The sequence below is a fragment of the Streptomyces sp. PSU-S4-23 genome (assembly GCF_055632315.1).
Window position 1 is genome coordinate 5,627,180 of record NZ_JBVMUU010000002.1, and the last position, 18,420, is coordinate 5,645,599.

Below are 18,420 nucleotides of genomic sequence, written 5' to 3' on the forward strand. Positions count from 1 at the left end.
ACGGCCCGCAGTGGGACCCGCGGCGGAGGCCACCCGTCGGTTCTGCGAACTATCCTCGACAGGCACCGCGGGCGGCACGACGCCCGTCCACGACGGCGGCGGCCCGCTGCTCCGCCATGACCCCGACGGCACCACGCTCAGCCGGGCCACGCCGGCCGGCGGGAGGACCGGGAGGACGCGGGGCACGATGAGAGGGGGGCCGGATGGGGCGTGGTGAGCGGGACGCGGTCGCGAGAGGAGCGCGACTGCACGAGGCGGCACGGTCGCTGGTCGGCGACCACGACAGGGCTGTCGAAGCGGTGCGGGCGGCACTGAAGCCGATGCACGACGCGGCGGTGGAGCAGGCGCTCGCCACTGTTCCCGTGGCCCGGCTCCAGGACGTCACCGGCGGACGGCTGCGGCTGGGGAACGTCGAGAAGAGCGGACTGCGCACGGTCAGGGAGGTGCTCGAAGCCGGCCCCTACCGGTTGCGGCAGATCCCCGGAGTGGGGCAGCGGACCGCCGACCAGATCACCGCCGCCGCACGCCGGCTGTCCGAGGCCGCCGGCGAGACCGTCGCGGTGCACATCGATGTGGACAGGCCGGAGCCACAGACGACGGCGCTCGTCATGGCTCTGCACGTACTGGTGGAAGCCGGACCGGAGGCCCGGCGCGCGGTGGAGACGGCCGGTGCCCTGTCCAAGCGGCTGGGCCCGCTGCTGGCCGAGGCCAAGCCCGTCGCCGGGCGCCTGCGGATGCTGCTGGCCGGACGGGCCGGGAGGACCCGCGCGCTGGAGGCCGTCGACGGGATTCGTGCGGTGACCGACGAGGCGGCACGCGCGGGCACCGCCGAGTCGCTCGCTCAGGCGTCGGTGGACCTGTTGCGCGGGCCTTCGACCGACATCGCGGCCTGGGCCGACTTCGAACTGCGCTCCGCCGAGTACTACGGCCTGCTCGCCGAGGTCTCCCGCCGGGTTCCCGACACGGCCGCCGCCGAGGGATTCCTGCCCGACGACATCGCCGAACGCGTGCGGGGGCAGCACCTCGACGACTCGCGCTGCCGGGTGTCGCTGCGCGGGTATCAGGCGTTCGGCGCCCGCTTCGCCCTCGCTCAGCGCAGGGTGATCCTCGGTGACGAGATGGGGCTCGGCAAGACCATCCAGGCCATCGCCGCTCTGACGCATCTGTCCGCCGAGGGGCACAGTCACTTCGTGGTCGTCTGCCCGGCGAGCGTCCTGGTGAACTGGACGCGGGAGATCGAGGCCCGCAGCGCACTGCGCGTCACCCCCCTGCACGGCCCGGACCGGCAGGACGCGTTCGCCGACTGGAAGGAGCGGGGCGGCGTCGCCGTGACCACCTTCGAGGCCCTGCGCGGATTTCCGGGCCCGGGCGGGGAAGAGGTCGGCATGCTGGTCGTCGACGAGGCGCACTGGGTGAAGAATCCCAAGGCCCTGCGGTCCCAGGCGGTCATCCGGTGGGCCGGGCACTGCGAACGGGTCCTCTTCATGACCGGCACACCGATGGAGAACCGTGTCGCCGAGTTCCGCAGCCTGGTCCGGATGCTCGATTCCGGCGTGGCGGAACGCCTCGGCGGCCATGACGGACCGGCCGGGTCCGTGGCCTTCCGGAAGGCGGTCGCCCCCGTCTATCTGCGCCGCAACCAGGCGGACGTGCTGACCGAACTGCCCGGCCTCCAGCACACGGACGAGTGGGAGGAGCTGAGCGCCTCGGACGAGGCGGCCTACCGCGAGGCTGTGCGCGCCGGCAATTTCATGGCGATGCGCAGGGCGGCGTACGCGCGCCCCGAGAAGTCCGCCAAGCTCGTCCGGCTGGGCGAAATAGTCCAGGAGGCCGCGGAGAACGGGCTGAAGGTGGTGGTGTTCTCGAACTTCGGGGCCGTCCTGGGGGTGGTGAAGGCTGCCCTCGATGCCGGGGTGCGAGGCGGTGGCCCCGTACTCGGACCCCTCAGCGGGCGCGTACCGCCCACGCGCCGGCAACTGCTCGTCGACGAGTTCGCGGACGTGTCCGGCCCCGCGGTGCTGCTGGCGCAGATCCAGGCCGCGGGGGTCGGGCTGAACATCCAGGCCGCCTCCGTGGTGATCATCTGCGAGCCCCAGGTCAAGCCGACCATCGAGCACCAGGCGGTGGCGCGGGCCCATCGCATGGGGCAGGTCCGGCCGGTCCGGGTGCACCGCCTCCTCGCTGCGGGAGGAGTGGACGAGCGGATGGTGAGGATGCTGGAGAACAAGGCCCGCATCTTCGACGCCTACGCCCGCCGCAGCGCGGTGGCCGAGGCGACCCCGGACGCCGTCGACGTGTCGGACGCGGAGATGGCCCGCCGTATCGTCGAGGAGGAACAGGCCCGGCTGGGCATGACCGACGGACAGCCCGCAGAGGTCCGGTAGGGCACGCGCGGAGACGGCGGTGTACGCCACGGCGCCTGGGCCCGGTACCGGCCGACGCGGGGCATGAGGGAGCGCGTCCTTCAGCGGTAGGCGTCGAGGACGCCGGCGAGCGGCTGGTAGGAGTCGTCGGGGTGGTGGACGCCGCGGACGCAGCGGTGCAGGGCCGCTGTCAGCTCGGTGCGCGGCCCGATGCGGCGGCCGACGCGGGCGACGGTGAGCCGGTCGAGCCGGTCCATGGTGACGTCCGTGTTCCCCCGCAGGGGCATCCAGCGGGCGCCGGTGGTGCGGCAGACGGTCTCGCCGAGGTACCAGACGGCGCAGTAGAACAGTGGGTCGTCGAAGAGGTCGACGGTGCCGGTCAGTGAGGCGACCCGCTCGCGCAGCACCCCTTCCAGCGTGACGAGCGAGGCGGGGGTGAAGTCGAAGGCGTCGGGACGGCCGGTCGCCTCACGCCACTGGGGGTGCACGTCCGCCTGGCCCGCCAGCCACGCGGCGAGGCTCGCGCCGGGCGGCCCGGGGTCGACGGGGGCCGGGGCGTCGGGCAGGGGGCGGCTGCCCGGCGACTGGGAGGGGGTCTCGCGGGCCCGGGCCACGGCCCGGTCCACGGCGGACTGCCAGGGGGCGTAGCCGTGGAGGAACGAGGCCAGGTGGCCCGAGGAGCCGGGGCGCGCGGCGTTGACCACGGCATCGCAGGGGTTGCAGCGGGGGAAGTCGTCCTCGTACCGGGCTTCTTCGGCGCGCAGGTCGTCCAACTCCCCGTCGTCCAGGACGTCCTTGGGGAGTGTGACGAGGGGCTCGACGAGGGGTTCGACGCCGGGACGGGGACCGGGTGCGGGTTCGGGGGCGCAGCGCCAGACGGCGCCGTAGTTGCGGACGTGGACTTCGCCGGTGTACCAGGCGGCGACGGTCAGGAACGTGCTGCCGCGGTCCGTGTCGGCGGCCTGGCGGCTGGGATAGCGGCGTCTGATCTCCGCTTCGAGCCGGCCCAGGCTGTGGGTGGTGAAGTCCCACGGTCCCGGGATCTGCGCGGCCCAGGCGGGGAAGGCGGCGGCCTGGGTGCGCAGCCACAGGTTCAGCCGGGGGTTGTCGGCCCAGGCGGGTGTGTCGATCGCGTCCACGGCAGGCAAGCGTAGGCGAGAGGCTCGACACGGGAGAGTAACGATCCTGTGGGCATGGGGAGTTGACGTGTGACACACCCGTGAATCTGTGTGACCGCTGTGGAAGTCGGCGGATAGCGTGGGGACTCGGGCGGCGCCGCATACGCGACGGGGGCTCTGGGGCGCCGCAGGCCATGTCACCGTCAGGGCTCCCGACGGAGATCACCATGAGACGAGCGATAGCCGCGCGCCCGCGGCGTCCCCTTGCCCGGACCGTCCTCACGGTCACGGCCGCCGGTGCCCTGGCCGTGACCGGGCTGCCGCTGCTGTCGGGGACGGCGTACGCGGACAAGGGTGTGCGCTGCGACGAGAAGTACGGCCTCACCGGCCGGCCGAACCCGGTTCAGCCGTGGGAGCGGAACATCCATGTCCGCGAGCCGCGGGCGTGGGACACCTACGACTTCGACGCCCCGCGGCAGGCCATGGACGGGCTCACGCTTCCACCGGGGACGCCGGAGCAGCAGAAGACGTTCTTGAAGGGGCTCAAGCCGTACACCGAGTACAAGGAGAACACCCCGAACCGCGTGTACGCCCAGTACCGGGACTACATGGAGGGGAAGAACTGGAAGGACACGCGCTACGGAAGCTTCGACAAGTGGCTGTCCGACGCGTGGATCCTGCCGAACAACAACAACCGGCGCGGCAGTTCCTTCGAGAAGAAGGTCGTCAAGGACCTCGGCCTGCTCGGCCCCGACTGGCTGTGCAACGAAGAGGTCGAGATCAAGGACAAGAACGGCAAGACCATCATGGTCAGGGACCCCAAGACCGGCAGGATGAAGCCGCTGGTCCGCAAGTTCGACGCCGTGAACTACAAGGACGACAAGTTCCTGGAGTTCAAGGCCGGTCCCGGCCGCGACACCAAGCAGGACTACGCCAACAAGATGTTCCTGGAGGACCCGCAGCGCCGGAACGCCCGGGTCACCTACGTCAACGGCGAGTCCAAGAGCAGCGCCACCCGTAACTACCTCGGCCGCCTGGCCGACACCTACGGCGTGGACGGCCAAGGGCGGCCCCGCGTGACCGCCTACGAGCACCGCTCCACCAGCGTTCCCCGCTACACCCCGGTCAAGGGCGTCACGAGGAGCGACCCGAACTTCTCCGTCGGCGGCAACCGCATGGCCGGAGGCGCCTCCCGGACGATCGACCAGTCCCCGCCCACCCCGAAGGACCTGGCCGAACGTCTGAAGCGCCTCGGCGCCGACGGGCCCCGCGGCGTCGGCGTACGCGGCCCCGGCGGCGTGGACTTCACCACCCTCGACCTCGCCTATGTCGGCAGGCCCGTCAAGGGCCAGGGCCTGCCGTACGCCTTCTCCGCCGACAGCGTGCAGGACGAAAGCCCCGACTACGGGTGGGGAGGCAAGGCCAAGGCGCGGCTCATCTCCGACAGCTTCTTCGCCTGGCTCGCCCTGACGCCGGACAAGTTCTGGGTCAACCTGAACCCCGACCAGCCCGACAAGATCATGGACAAGGAGTTCGGGAAGACCGACGCCGGACGTGTCCTGCTCCAGGCCGACCTTCAGATGAAGCACGACTACGCGCGTGACATGGACCCGCGCCAGGGCGTCGGCAAGCGGTTCTGGGACGCCGCGCAGGCCGCGGGTCTGCCCTGCTCGCCCTCGATCCGACTGTGGATCGTGCCCAAGCAGGCCAAGGTCCGTGCCGACGACGACGGCCTCTACATCCTCGACGCGCCCCTGAAGGTCAACATCGCTCATCTGGTCGTCGAGCACCCCAACCCCAACGGGAAGTGCGACCTCACCGAAGACCAGGAGAAGACCGGCGAGGCCCTCGTCAGGCAGTACGTCGTCCCCGACATCGAGAAGAAGATCGACAGCGGCCCCGGCTACGCCGACCTGCGCCGCGTCTACAGCGCCCGTGTCGCCGCCGAGTACGTCCGCCAGGAGGACGCCCGGAAGGCCACCGACTACCGGTCGGTCATCAACAGCGACGACATCGCCCGGTGGCCCCTTCGCGCACCCAACCGGTCGTGGACGCCGAAGCAGACATGGGACGACTACATGACGTCCTACACCAAGGGCGACTACTCCTACCCGTGCGAGTACGCCGGTCAGCAGAAGACGTGCGTCATGGGCGGGGTCGACTTCTCCAAGGCCCCGAAGCGCAACGTCTCCCGCGTCGAGTTCCAGGCGCAGCACCCACGCCTGAAGACGTCGACCAAGACCGCCGTCCAGGCCCAGACCGACAGCGCCGACACCTCCACGGGACCCGACAGGATCGCCAGGACCGTCCTTCTCGGCGGTGGCGACCAGACCCAGTCCGGTGGCGGCGGCAGCACGCCGACCCCCACCCCCAGCCCCACCCACACCGGCGGAGGAAAGCCGACCGGCCACCCCTCCACCCCCGCACCCGGCCCCTCCGCCCAGCCCACCGGCGGGGGCCGGCCCGGCACACCGCCCGGTGAACCGGGTGGCGACCTCGCCCACACCGGTTCCGGCCTCCCGGTCGGCCTGATCATCGGCATCGCCGCCGCGATCATCGCCGTCGGCGGAGCACTGGTGTGGTGGATGCGCCGCCACAGGACCACCGCACGGTGACCTGACGGAACGCAGGCCCACGGCCCCGTACCCGGAACCCGCCGGGTACGGGGCCGTGGACCGTGCCGGCGCGGTCCGCACCGACGGCGCGACGGTGGCCGTGAAACTGCTGTTCGACGCGGGCGGCCGGGAAAACCGCCCGTGTCCGGGTGAACCGCCCCGGTGGCGCCGGCACTTGGTGGCTGCGCAGGCACGTCCGGTCCGGGCTTCGGCGCCGGGCGGGAGGGTCCCGGGCCGGGGCGGATGCGTCCGCCGGTCAGGTGAGCGCGGCGGCGAACGCGCCGGGCTCGTAGGAGCCTCCCTTCTGGTGCACGATCACGGCGAGCCGGTTGGCCGCGTTGATCAGCGCGACTAGGGAGACCAGCGCCGCGATCTGGTCGTCGTCGTAGTGCTCGCGTACCAGGGCCCAGGTCTCGTCGGACACGCCGTCGTGGGCGTCGGCGAGCCGGGTGCCCTCTTCCGCGAGCGCCAGCGCGGCCCGCTCGGCCTCGGTGAACACGGTGGACTCGCGCCAGGCGGCGACCAGGTTGAGCCGGACCGCGGTCTCACCGGCGGTCGCGGCCTCCTTGGTGTGCATGTCGATGCACCAGCCGCAGCCGTTGATCTGGCTGGCGCGCAGCGACACCAGCTCCTGCGTGGACCGGGGCAGCGGTGACTGGTGGATCACCAGGCCCGCGTTGGCGAACCGCTTGGCGAACCTGGCGGCGATCTCGTTGTCGAACAGGTCGAATCGGGCGTCCATGACGTCGTCCTCACTCGTGGTTTCGCACTGGACGACCACGAGATGCCGGGGCCGCGCCCGTTGTGACGGGACGGCCGTGTGACGTGCGCCACCGCTCATGGCTGTCACAGAGCGGCGGGGACCGGCGTCTTGTGCGCGTGACATCGTCGAGAGCGGACAGGAGCAGCCCGTGAAGAGCCGGCGCAGCGATCGCACAGAGGACACGGCCGGGCGGCCCGCCGACGGCGCACGCACGGACGCCGCCACCGAGGCGTTCGTGCTGCACCGCAACCTGCTGTTCACCGTCGCCTACGAGATGCTCGGCTCGGCCGCCGACGCGGAGGACGCTTTGCAGGAGACCTGGTTGCGGTGGGCGAGTGTCGATCTCGGCACGGTGCGGGACCAGCGTGCGTACCTGGTCCGGATCACCACGCGCCAGGCGCTGGGACGGCTGCGTGCGCTCGGCCGCCGCAAGGAGTCCTACGTCGGTTCCTGGCTGCCCGAGCCGTTGCTGACCACGCCGGACGTGGCTGAGGACGTGGAGCTGGCCGACAGCGTCTCGATGGCGATGCTGCTGGTGCTGGAGACGCTCACGCCCGTCGAGCGGGCGGTGTTCGTGCTGCGCGACGTGTTCGGCCTCGGGTACGACGAGATCTCCGAAGCCGTCGACAAGAGCCCGGCCGCGGTGCGCCAGATCGCACACCGGGCGAGGGCACACGTCGCGGCGCGCCGGCCGCGCGGGGCCGTGTCCCCGGGTGAGACCCGGGACGCGCTCGATGCGTTCCGGCGGGCGGTCGAAACGGGTGACCTGCAGGGCCTGCTCGACGTCCTCGCGCCGGACGTCGTCCTCCTGGGCGACGGCGGCGGAGTCAAGCAGGCCGTCCTGCGGCCCGTCGTGGGGGCCGGCAAGGTGGCCCGCCTGCTGGCCGCCGGGCTGGGCAGGGCCGGTGCCGCGGCGTCCCTGCGCACGGCTCAGGTCAACGGCCATCCGGCCCTGATCGTCCGGCTGGACGGCGCGCTCGACACGGTGGTGGCGGTGCGCATCGACGACGGCCTCATCACCGGGCTCTACGCCGTGCGCAACCCCGAGAAACTGTCGCACATGCGGCAGGAGACGACCCTGCGCCGCTGACACCGGGCCCGGCGAGTGCCTGACCCGGGTCTACGGCGCCGCGGGCACCGGGAGCTGCGCGGACCCGACCGCGTCGTGGACGGTCCGGAGTGCGTCGGGCCGCGGGTTCCCGCTCGTTTGCCGGCAGACCGGCCGGTGCCTGAGCGCGAACACGCTGGCTGGGCCACCTTCGTGGGCGGCGTGATCGAGCCGCCCCCTGCCGACGCCGGACGCCCAGCGGCGGTACCGCCGCTGGGCGCGAGCCGGTGTGTCGAGGTGTGTTCGGCCCGGTGGTGTGGGGCTCAGCGTCCGGCGCGCAGGGCCTTGCCCGAGACGGGCCGGCCCGCCAGCCCCGCGACCAGGCAGACGTCCAGGATGGCCGTCGCCAGCGGAAGCAGGCCCACCACGGCCAGGACCCACCAGGTCCCGCCCAGCGTGGCGCCGATGACGATGAAGGCCACACCCAGGATTGCCCGCACGGCGCGGCCGTTCTGGCTGCCGAGGAAATTCAGCATGCTCGTCTCACTCTCCCTGTCACAACGGGCGTCGGATCCCCCTCGGCCCCCGGAAGCACTGGCCGCAGCCGCTCCATCAGCCTCGTGGGACACGGTTCCTCCTCGGCGGGGGTGCACGACAGGGGCCGGACGGCCCCACCCCGGGGACTTCGGTCCCGAACGCGCCGGTCGTCGCCCGGCCCGTCTCCTGGTTGATTGCGTACGGGCCCGGGGCGACTCTGGAGTGATGGAGGAGCACCCCGTCGCGCCGCTGGCCGTGGCGGACGCGCGGGGGTGTGTCGTGGCGTGGAGCGCCGCCGCGGCCCTGCTCGTCCGCCGTGATGCCACGGAGGCCGTCGGCCGCTCGGCCGCCGATCTGCCGGGGGTGCCGGCCGACTGGCCGGCCGGCCCGGACGAGTGGCACGGCAGGGCCGAGCTCCGGAACCGGGACGGCCGCCGTCTGCGGGTTCCGGTCGCGGCCTGTCGATGCACGGGCGGCGACCGCGCCGGACCGCTGTGGCTGCTGCTCCGGGAGCGCGAGGAGGGGCTCGCGGCGGAGCGGGCGCTGGCCGGCTGGGTCCTGACCGGGTGCCCCGTGGGCGTGACGGTCTACGACACCCGCCTGCGCTTCGTGCGGCAGAACGAGACGATGCGGCGGATCACCGGCGTCCCGGACGAGGAACGGGCCGGGCAGGCCCTGTCCGCCGTCCTGAGTGGGACCGATGTCTCGGAGTGGGAGGCGCGGATGCGCCGGGTGCCGGAGACGGGGCGGGCGGAGGAGGGTGTCCTCGTCCGCGGGCGCACCAAGGGCGATCCCGCTCACGACCGGTGCTTCACCGCCTCCGCCTCGCCGCTGCGCGACCGGGCCGGCGGGGTGATCGGCCTGTGCGCCACGGTGATCGACTCGACCGAGCACTACGGCGCCCGGGAGCGGCTGGCCCTGCTGAACGAGGCCGGCACCTGCATCGGCAGCACCTTGGACGTGATGCGCACCGGACAGGAACTGGCCGATCTGGCGGTGCCCCGGCTCGCCGACGTCGTGAGCGTCGACCTGGTGGAGGCGCCGCTCAGCGGCGAGGAGCCGCCGCCGGGACCGGTCACGGGGGCCGTGGTGCGCCAGGTGGCGCACCGCTCCGTCCGGGAGGGCGAGCCGGAGGCCGTGGTCAGGATCGGCGACGTCGACGTCGTCACGGCGAACTCGGCACAGGCCCGCTGCCTGGCGACGGGGAGTTCCGGGCTGTACCGGACCAAGTCCGAGGCGGGAATCTCGACGCCGACCAGGTCGTCACCTGGGACGTGCCCGCCGTCCCCGAGGCGGTGTCCGGAGCCCGTGCGCCGGGCCCGGGTGTTCGGCGAGGGAGGCCGCGGCCTGCTGCTCGTCGCACAGCTCAGCCGGCGTTGGGGCACCCGGCAGACTCCGGGCGGCAAGGTCATCTGGTGCGAGCAGGCGCTCCCCGACTCCTCGGCGTGGACCCGCGGCTGACATACCGTCAGTTCGGTTGGCCGTGACACCGCCGGCCGCCGGACCCCGGCGCTCCCGCACGGAGCGCGGACCTCGGCGTGAAGGAATAAAATGGATCAAAACGCATCCCCGCAAGGCGAAACCGTCATGGAGGAGGGAACGAGATGTCGCTCTTCGGGCACCTGGCTCCTGCCATGGGCAACAACAAGCGCAACACGAACACGACGCGGAGAGGAACGAACACCGACCACCACAGAGGCGATCGCCACACCGACACCAGGTCGGATCACCGGTGACACCGGCGCCTCCGGGCCCGGAGGGCCCGGAGGACCGGCCGGTTCCCGGCCGTCCAGGGGCCCGGGGCGTGCGATCCGCCGTGCGGCGGCTCCTCACCGTCGTCGAGGGGACGGACGAACAGATCGTCGCCGCCGCGCCCCCGGTGCCGCCACGGGAGGTGTTCCGCCGCTTCTGGCCCTACACCCGCGGCGGGCGGCGCTGGCTGCTGCTCATCCTGGCCTTCTGCGTGATCGGCCCCGCCGTCGACGCGGCCCAGATCTGGCTGTTCAAAGTGGTGGTGGACGACGTCCTCGTCCCGCGCGACCTGGGCCCCTTCCTGCCGATCGCGGCACTGTACGTGGGGCTGAGCCTGGCGTCGGGCCTTCTGTCGTTCGCCGATGACGTGACGACCACCTGGGTCGGCGAGCGCTTCCTGCTCTCCCTGCGGTCGGACGTGTTCCGGCACGTCCAGGGCCTCCCACTCGGCTTCTTCGAGCGGCGACGGCTGGGCGACGTGCTCTCCCGGGTCACCGGTGACGTCGACACCGTGGAGACGTTCCTGCTCTCGGGGGTGTCCCGGGCCCTCTGGTACGCCATGCGACTCGGCGTCTTCCTGGGCCTGCTGTTCTATCTGAGCTGGGAACTGACGCTCTACGCCCTCGTCGTCGTGCCCCTGTTCTGGTGGGCGGCCCGGCACTTCGCCCGGCTCGCCAGGACCGCGTCCCGGGAACGCCGTCGGCGCAGCGGCGCGGTCAGCGCGGTCGCCGAGGAGGCGCTCGGCAACGTCGTCCTCGTGCAGGCGTACAACCAACAGGAGTGGGAGCACCGCCGGTTCCACCGGGAGAACCTCGGGCGCTACCGCGCCACCATGGCCTCGGCCAGGATCCGGGCCGTGTTCGGGCCGCTGGTCGACTTCATCGAGGTGGCCGGAGCCCTGTCGGTCCTGGGCCTGGGCACCTGGGAACTCACGCGGGGCCGCCTCACCCTCGGCGGACTGCTGGTCTTCGTGGGCCTGCTGAGCAAGCTCTACAGCCCGATCCGTGGCATCTCCCGCCTGAACAACACCTTCTACTCGGCGTCCGCCTCCGCGGAGCGCATCATCGAACTGCTCGACCAGCGCCCCCAGGTGAGCGAACCCGCCGCCGTCGTGCCGCTGGAACGCGCCTGCGGCGAGGTGGAGTTCGACGGGATCGGCTTCACCTATCCGGACAGCGACCGGCCCGCGCTGTGCGAGGTGTCGTTCCGCGTGTCGCCCGGTCAGGTCCTGGCGGTGGCCGGCGCCAGCGGAGCGGGGAAGACCACCGCCGTGAAACTGCTGCTGCGCTTCTACGACCCGGCGCGCGGCGCCGTCCGGCTGGACGGCACGGACCTGAGGGAACTGCGGCCGGCCGATGTCCGTGCCAACGTGGCCGTGGTGCTCCAGGAAACGCTCGTCCTGCACGGCACGGTGCGGGAGAACATCCTCTACGGCCGTCCCGGCGCGAGCGAGGACGAGATGATCGCGGCGGCCCGGGCCGCGGACGCGCACGACTTCGTCACCCGCCTCCCGGACGGCTACGACACCGTCGTGGGCCAGCGCGGCCGACTGCTGTCCGGCGGCCAGCGCCAGCGTCTGGCGATCGCCCGGGCCATGATCCGCGACGCGCCCGTACTCGTCCTCGACGAGCCGACCACCGGGCTTGACGCCGAGTCGGCCCGGCGCGTCATGGAGCCACTGCGCCGGCTGATGACCGGACGCACCACGATCGTCATCTCCCACAACCTGCTCACGGTCCGGGACGCCACCGAGATCCTGGTGCTGGATCACGGCCGGGTCGTGGAGCGCGGCACACACGACGATCTGCTCGCGCGGGGCGCCGCCTACGCCCGGCTGCACGCCGTCACGGCCCGGGCACCCGCGGTGGAGGCCGTCCCATGAGCCGGCCGCGCCCGAGGGCGGCTTCGGCCGAGCCCCTGCCTCCGGGGCCGGCCCCCGCCCCCGGCTACGAAGTCCTGGCGCACCTCGCGCGGACCGGCTGGCTCGACCTGTACGACGCATGGAGCCATGAGCGCGAGTGCCGGTGCGTGGTCAAGGTGCTGCGCCCGGACCGCCGCCACGAACGGCGGCTGCGGGAACGGCTGCTGCGCGAGGGCCGCTGGCTCCAGTCGTTCACCCACCCGCACCTGGTCCGCGCCTACGAGACCGTCGAGGCCCCCGAGCCGCTGGTGGTCCTGGAGACGCTGGCCGGAGAGACCGTCGCGCACCTCATCGACCGCCTGCGGCACCGGCTGTCCGCCACCGACCTGGCGTTCCTCGGCCTGCACCTGTGCTCCGCACTGCACTACCTGCACGGCCGCGGCCTGCTGCACCTGGATGTGAAGCCGTCCAATGTCGTCGTCGACTGCCGGCGCGCCAAACTGCTCGACCTCAGCGTGGCCCGTCCGCCTGGCCCCGCGAACGCCGGAATCGGCACGCCCCGCTACCTCGCCCCCGAGCAGGCGCGGGGCGGGACGCTCTCCGCCGCCGCGGACGTGTGGGGCCTGGGCGCCACCCTGTACGAGGCCGCCACCGGCGACATCCCCTTCCCCGCCGGCGACCACCGGTACCCCCAGCTGAAGGACCGCGCCCCGCTCGTCCGCACCCGACGCCGTCTGCCGGGCGGGCTCGCCGCCGTCATCGACGCCTGCCTCGAACCCGACCCGGCCGCCCGGCCGACGATCGGCCGCCTCGCCGAGACCTTCGACGCGCTGCTGCCCTCGCGCCGCCGGTGAGCGCCCCGCCGGTGAGCGCCCGCCGGTGAGCCTCCCGAGCGCCGCGGGCCGGCCGTGGCCGTCTCGTGGTCGGCGTCCCAGAAGCGATAGAAATAGAGCATGAGGGGAGTTTCGGGTCAATTCGGGCGCCCGGTGTCCGGTGCGCCCAGGGAGACCCGGTGGCGCCTGCGGTCCCTGCGGTCCCTGCTGAGCGTGCGCACCCTCGCCGGCCAGGTCTTCCTGCTGCAGCTGGCGGTCGTGGCGCTGATCGTCGCCGCGGCGCTGGTGGCTCTCGTGGTGCAGGCCCGGCGCGACACCATGGCGGACGCCCGCAGCAGGACGCTCGCCGCGGCGGAGACGTTCGCGAACGCCCCGGGGATCGTGGCGGCACTGCGCGGCCCCGATCCGAGCGCCGTGCTGCAGCCGCACGCCGAGGCCGCCCGGAAGGCCGCGGGCGTCGACGCCGTCATCGTGTACGCGCTGGACGGGATCACCCTCACCCACAGCGACCCGCGGCAGATCGGCAAGCACGTCATCGGCCCCTACGCGGAGGCGGCGGCCGGCAAGGCGTTCACCAGGACCTTCACGGGCACCCTGGGGCTTTCCGTGGTCTCGGCGGTCCCCGTCAAGGACAGCGGCGGCTCGGTCGTCGCCGTCGTCTCCGCCCCCGTGCGGGTCGAGAGGGTGCAGCACCGGCTGGACCGGCAGCTGCCCGTCCTGTTCGGCGGCGCGGCCGGGGCGCTCGTCATCGCCGCGGGCGGGGCCGGTCTGGTGAGCCGCCGGTTGCGACGGCAGACCCATGGCCTGGGCCCCGCCGAGATGACCCGGATGTACGAGCACCACGACGCGGTTCTGCACGCCGTGCGCGAAGGGGTGCTGATCGTCGGCGGCGACGGCCGGCTGCTGCTGGCCAACGACGAGGCGCGACGGCTGCTGGACCTTCCGGCGGACGCGGAGCACCGCCATGTCACCGCTCTGGGGCTGGAGGACGCCCTCGCCGGGCTGCTGGCCTCCGGCCGCCCTGCCACGGACGAGGTCCATCTGGCGGGCGACCGGCTCCTGGCGGTCAACAAGCGGCTCACCGCACCGCACGGGCCCCGCGGCAGCGTGGTGACGCTACGGGACACCACCGAGCTGCGGGCCCTTTCCGGCCGGGCCGAGGGAGCGCGGGAACGGCTGAAACTGCTCTACGACGCCGGGGTGCGGATCGGCACCACGCTTGATGTGCGGCGCACGGCCGGGGAACTGGCGGAGGTGGCGGTGCCCCGGTTCGCCGATGTCGTCACCGTCGAGCTGCTGGACCCGGTGCTGCACGGTGAGGAGTCCCTCGGCGCGAGCGCCGGGATGCGCCTGGCCGCCCTCGCCGGTCCCGGCGAGGGTCCGCTCCTCCACCCCGTCGGCGAGTTGATCCGCTCCGTCACCCCCCACCCCGTCGGTGCCGGGACGGCCGAGGGCGGGGCCGTCCTGGTGAAGGACCTGCGCACCGCCGACGGGCTGGGGGACCAGGACCCCGAACGGGCCCGGCGCATCCTGGACCACGGTTACCGCTCCCTGCTGGCGGTGCCGCTGCGGGCGCGCGGAGTGGTCCTGGGGACGGCGGCCTTCTGGCGGACGGACCCCTCCCCGCCGTTCGAGGGCGAGGACGTGTCCTTCGCCGAGGAGCTGGCCGCCCGCGCGGCGGTGTGCGTCGACAACGCCCGCCGCTACACCCGCGAACACACCATGGCCGTCACGCTGCAGCACAGCCTGCTGCCGCGCGGGCTGCCCGAGCAGAGCGCCCTGGAGGTGGCCTACCGCTATCTGCCCGCGCAGGCCGGGGTGGGCGGCGACTGGTTCGACGTCATCCCGCTGTCCGGGGCCCGGGTGGCGCTGGTGGTCGGAGACGTCGTCGGTCACGGCCTGCACGCGGCGGCGACCATGGGCCGGCTGCGCACCGCCGTGCACAACTTCGCCGGTCTGGACATGCCGCTGGAGGAGCTGCTGACCCGGCTGGACGAACTGGTGGACCAGATCGACGCCGACGAGGCCGCCGTGGGGGAGGACGGCCACGGGATCACCGGCGCCACCTGCCTGTACGCCGTCTACGACCCCGCCTCCGGCCGGCTGGCCGTCGCCACCGCGGGCCATCCGGGACCGGCGCTGGTCCGTCCCGACGGGACCGTGGACTTCCCGCCGGTGCCCGTGTCCCCGCCCCTGGGACTGGGCGTCGGCCTGCCCGTGGAGAGCGCCGAGCTGACCGTGCCCGAGGGCTCCCGGCTGGTGCTGTACACCGACGGCCTGATCGAGGACCGCCACCGGGACCCGGACGCCGGTCTGGCGGCCCTGCGCGATGCCCTGACCGGGCCCGACCGCGCCCCGGAGGCCACCTGCGCGGCAGTGATGGAGGCCATGCTGTCCGACCGGCCCCGGGACGACATCGCGCTGCTGGTGGCCCGCACCCGCCGGCTCGACCCCGCGCACATCGCCGAGTGGCAGGTGCCCAGGGAGCCCGCGGCGGTGGCCCCGGTGCGCGGGGCCTGCGCCCGCCGGCTGACGGAGTGGGGCCTGGAGCAGAACGCCTTCACCGCCGAACTCATCCTCAGCGAGCTGATCACCAACGCCATCCGCTACGGCGCGGAGCCCATCGCGGTGCGGCTGATCCGCGACCGTACGCTGATCTTCGAGGTCTGCGACGGCAGCAGCACCTCCCCGCGGCTGCGCCGGGCGGGCGTCACCGACGAGGGCGGCCGCGGACTCTTCCTGGTCGCCCAGTTCGCCGAACGCTGGGGCACCCGGTACACGCCCAACGGAAAGGTCATCTGGGCCGAGCAGCCCCTCCACGAGGGTGCCGCGCCGTCGGTGGAGGCGCTCGGCGAGATCCTGCTCGGGGGCGACGGCACGGCACTGTGAAGGGCACATGCGGGGGATCGCACCGGTAAAGGCGCAGCTCGCGGGCTCCCTGGGGTGGCTCCCATGATCGGGGCGGACGGGTACGCTGGCCTCGACGACCACGTCGTCGACGCAGGAAGCGCAGGAAGCGCAGGAAGCGCAGGAGGCCAGGAGGCCAGGAGGCACAGCGGAGGGCTGACCGCCCTCCTCCCACCACCCCACTCCCTGGAGTCGTCGTGACCGCACCGCGTGCCCGAGCAGCGGCCGTCGCCGGCTGCCTCGCCCTCACGGCACTGGGCGCGAACGCCTGCGAGAGCCCCTCGCCCGCCAGGCCCGAGAAGCCGTCGGTGGCCACCTCCGCCCGGAACGCGGGAGGCATGGGCGCGCTGATCGCCGCGGCGAAGCGGGAAGGCATGCTCAGGGCGATCGCGCTCCCGCGTGACTGGGCCAACTACGGCGGCCTCATCGACGGCTTCCAGAAGAAGTACGGGATCAAGGTCACGGTCGACGATCCGCTGGCCCACAGCGAGGACGAGCTCGACACCGTACGCAGGAGCGGGAAGCGGCCCACGGCACCCGACGTGATCGACGTGGGGGACACGTTCGCGCGGGCCGGGGCCCGGCAGGGGCTGCTCGCGCCCTACCGGGTCGCCGACTTCGACTCGATCCCCGGCGGCCAGAAGGACCGGAAGGCCCGCTGGGTCAACAACTACGGGGGCTACATCTCCATCGGCTGCGACGCCAACCGCGTCCGGCCCTGTCCCGAGACCTTCGCCGATCTGCTGAAGCCCGGCTACAAGGGCAAGGTCGCACTCGAGGGCGACCCGACCCGGTCGAACTCCGCCTTCGCCGCCGTCTATGCCGCCGCGCTCGCCACCGGCGGGTCGTTCGACGACATCCGGCCCGGTCTCGACTTCTTCGCCGAGCTGAAGAAGCGCGGCAACTTCAACCCCGTCGCCTCCAGCGCCGCGGCGGTCGCGGACGGCCGGACGCCGATCTCCGTCAACTGGGACTACCTCAACCTCGGCTACGCCGACCGGCTCCGCGGCGACGGTGTGAACTGGCACGTGGCGATCCCCTTCGACGGCAGCTTCGCCCAGTACTACGCGCAGGCGGTCAACAAGAACGCCCCCCACCCGGCGGCCGCCCGCCTGTGGCAGGAGTACCTCTTCGGCGTGGAGGGCCAGAACCTCCGGCTGTACGGCTACGCCCGCCCGGTGCTCATGGACGTGATGAAGAGGGACGGCACCCTCGACGAGGCCGCCGCCGCGCAGCTGCCGACGGTCGAGGGAACGCCGCGGTTCCCCACGGACGCACAGCTGGAGAAGGCGAAGGAGACGGTCGCCCGGGGATGGGCGAAGGCCGTCTCCGGCTGACGGGGCCTCAGGTCAGGAGACCGGCCGGGAGGCTCGTCGGTGCCGTCGGTGCCGTCGGTGCCGTCGGTGCCGTCGGTGCCGTCGGTTCCGTCCGCGGCGTCGGCCGCGCGGGCGGCGTGCGGTGGATCGGGGTCCCGGTGGCCGACAGCGGGACGCCCGTGCCGCTGTGCCGCACCGCCACGATCTCCGCGGCGATGGAGAGCGCCGTCTCCTGAGGGGTTCTCGCCCCCAGATCGAGGCCGATGGGGGAGCGCAGCCGGGCGAGGGCCTCCTCGGGGACGCCCGTCTCCCGCAGGCGCGCCAGGCGGTCGTGATGGGTGCGCCGGGAGCCCATGGCGCCGACGTAGCCCACCGGAAGGCGCAGCGCCAGGTCGAGCAGGGGCACGTCGAACTTCGGGTCGTGGGTCAGCACGCACAACGCCGTGCGCCCGTCGAGCCGGCCCGCCCGCGCCTCCGCGTCGAGGTACCGGTGCGGCCAGTCCACCACGGTCTCGTCCGCGTCCGGGAACCGTGCCGCCGTGGTGAACACGGGACGGGCGTCGCACACGGTGACGCGGAAGCCCAGGAACCGTCCGGCGTGCACCAGAGCGGCGGCGAAGTCGACGGCGCCGAAGACGAGCATCCTGGGCGGCGCCGCCGCGGACTCGACGAACAGCGTCACCGGCTCGCCGCACAGCCCGCCCTCGCTGCCCACGCGCACGGTCGCCGTGCGCCCCTGCGCGAGCAGGACCGCCGCCTCCGCCGCGGCCGTGGTGTCGAGCGCGGCGGTGCCCTGCAGGGCACCCTCGTACGTCCCGTCGGCACGCACGGCCAGAGCACCGCGGCCGGGCAGACCGGCGGGCCCCTCCACCACGCGGACCACCGCCGTGGTGCGTCCGTGCGCCACGGCGTCGAGCGCGGCCGACAGCGCGGCGCGGGAGGCGTCCGCGCGCCGCACCGGCACGACGAGGACGTCGAGCACACCGCCGCAGGTGAGCCCCACGGCGAAGGCGTCGTCGTCGCTGTAGCCGAAGCGCTGCAGCACCGGTACGCCGGTCTCCAGCACCTCCTGGCACAGGTCGTACACGGCGCCCTCGACGCAGCCGCCCGAGACGCTGCCGAGGGCCGCGCCCGTCTCGTCCACGGCCAGCGCCGCACCGGGGAACCGGGGGGCGCTGCCGGCCACCGCCACCACGGTGGCGAGCGCGAAGTCCCGCTTCCGCAGGCACCACTCGCGCAGCTCGGACGCTATGTCCAGCATGGTTCCACCTGACCTTCGGGTGAGATCCGGACCGGCTGGGGCTCAG

General features: G+C 73.2%; 12 protein-coding genes. 8 read left to right on the top strand and 4 right to left on the bottom strand.

The window, feature by feature from the left end; genetic code table 11:
* Nucleotides 1-203: 203 nt before the first annotated feature.
* Nucleotides 204-2,384, top strand: a complete 2,181-nt coding sequence (locus ACZ79I_RS25835) for a DEAD/DEAH box helicase (RefSeq protein WP_471499851.1) — start codon at nt 204-206, stop codon at nt 2,382-2,384.
* Between the two features lie 80 nt (nt 2,385-2,464).
* On the opposite strand, the gene ACZ79I_RS25840 is transcribed toward ACZ79I_RS25835, so the two are convergent.
* Nucleotides 2,465-3,502 carry a hypothetical protein gene (locus tag ACZ79I_RS25840; protein ID WP_471499852.1) on the bottom strand — a complete coding sequence of 346 codons (1,038 nt, stop codon included), beginning with the start codon at nt 3,500-3,502 and terminating at the stop codon, nt 2,465-2,467.
* 206 nt (nt 3,503-3,708) lie between these two features.
* On the opposite strand from ACZ79I_RS25840, the gene ACZ79I_RS25845 reads away from it, so the two are divergent.
* On the top strand, nt 3,709-6,096 hold the full coding sequence (locus ACZ79I_RS25845) for a hypothetical protein (protein ID WP_471499853.1): 2,388 nt from the start codon (nt 3,709-3,711) through the stop codon (nt 6,094-6,096).
* 256 nt (nt 6,097-6,352) lie between these two features.
* Here the strand turns inward: ACZ79I_RS25845 and ACZ79I_RS25850 are convergent, their stop codons facing one another.
* A complete protein-coding gene (locus tag ACZ79I_RS25850; protein WP_471499854.1) occupies nt 6,353-6,838 on the bottom strand; it encodes a carboxymuconolactone decarboxylase family protein in 486 nt (161 codons plus the stop codon).
* Between the two features lie 169 nt (nt 6,839-7,007).
* Between ACZ79I_RS25850 and ACZ79I_RS25855 the strand changes: the two genes are divergently transcribed.
* Nucleotides 7,008-7,949 (top strand): RNA polymerase sigma-70 factor, encoded by a 942-nt coding sequence (locus ACZ79I_RS25855; protein ID WP_471499855.1) that lies wholly within the window; start codon nt 7,008-7,010, stop codon nt 7,947-7,949.
* A 281-nt stretch (nt 7,950-8,230) separates the two neighbouring features.
* Here ACZ79I_RS25855 and ACZ79I_RS25860 read toward each other — a convergent pair whose 3' ends face one another.
* Entirely contained in the window at nt 8,231-8,443 is a 213-nt protein-coding gene (locus ACZ79I_RS25860) for a YgaP family membrane protein (protein WP_471499856.1), read from the bottom strand.
* Nucleotides 8,444-8,669: 226 nt separating this feature from the next.
* Here ACZ79I_RS25860 and ACZ79I_RS25865 point away from each other — a divergent pair, with 226 nt between their 5' ends.
* The 5 genes from ACZ79I_RS25865 (at nt 8,670) to ACZ79I_RS25885 (ending at nt 17,134) form a co-directional block, all read left to right on the top strand.
* A complete protein-coding gene (locus ACZ79I_RS25865; protein WP_471499857.1) occupies nt 8,670-9,905 on the top strand; it encodes a PAS domain-containing protein in 1,236 nt (411 codons plus the stop codon).
* 343 nt (nt 9,906-10,248) lie between these two features.
* A complete protein-coding gene (locus ACZ79I_RS25870; RefSeq protein ID WP_471499858.1) occupies nt 10,249-12,078 on the top strand; it encodes an ABC transporter ATP-binding protein in 1,830 nt (609 codons plus the stop codon).
* On the top strand, nt 12,075-12,911 hold the full coding sequence (locus ACZ79I_RS25875) for a serine/threonine-protein kinase (protein ID WP_471499859.1): 837 nt from the start codon (nt 12,075-12,077) through the stop codon (nt 12,909-12,911). Before ACZ79I_RS25870 ends, ACZ79I_RS25875 begins: the two co-directional genes overlap by 4 nt.
* Before the next feature lie 99 nt (nt 12,912-13,010).
* Entirely contained in the window at nt 13,011-15,779 is a 2,769-nt protein-coding gene (locus ACZ79I_RS25880; protein WP_471499860.1) for a SpoIIE family protein phosphatase, read from the top strand.
* 215 nt (nt 15,780-15,994) lie between these two features.
* On the top strand, nt 15,995-17,134 hold the full coding sequence (locus tag ACZ79I_RS25885; RefSeq protein WP_471499861.1) for an ABC transporter substrate-binding protein: 1,140 nt from the start codon (nt 15,995-15,997) through the stop codon (nt 17,132-17,134).
* Nucleotides 17,135-17,141: 7 nt separating this feature from the next.
* Here the strand turns inward: ACZ79I_RS25885 and ACZ79I_RS25890 are convergent, their stop codons facing one another.
* The gene (locus ACZ79I_RS25890; protein ID WP_471499862.1) at nt 17,142-18,374 is read right to left on the bottom strand and encodes an XdhC family protein; all 1,233 of its coding nucleotides are present in this window, start codon (nt 18,372-18,374) and stop codon (nt 17,142-17,144) included.
* Nucleotides 18,375-18,420: the final 46 nt, after the last annotated feature.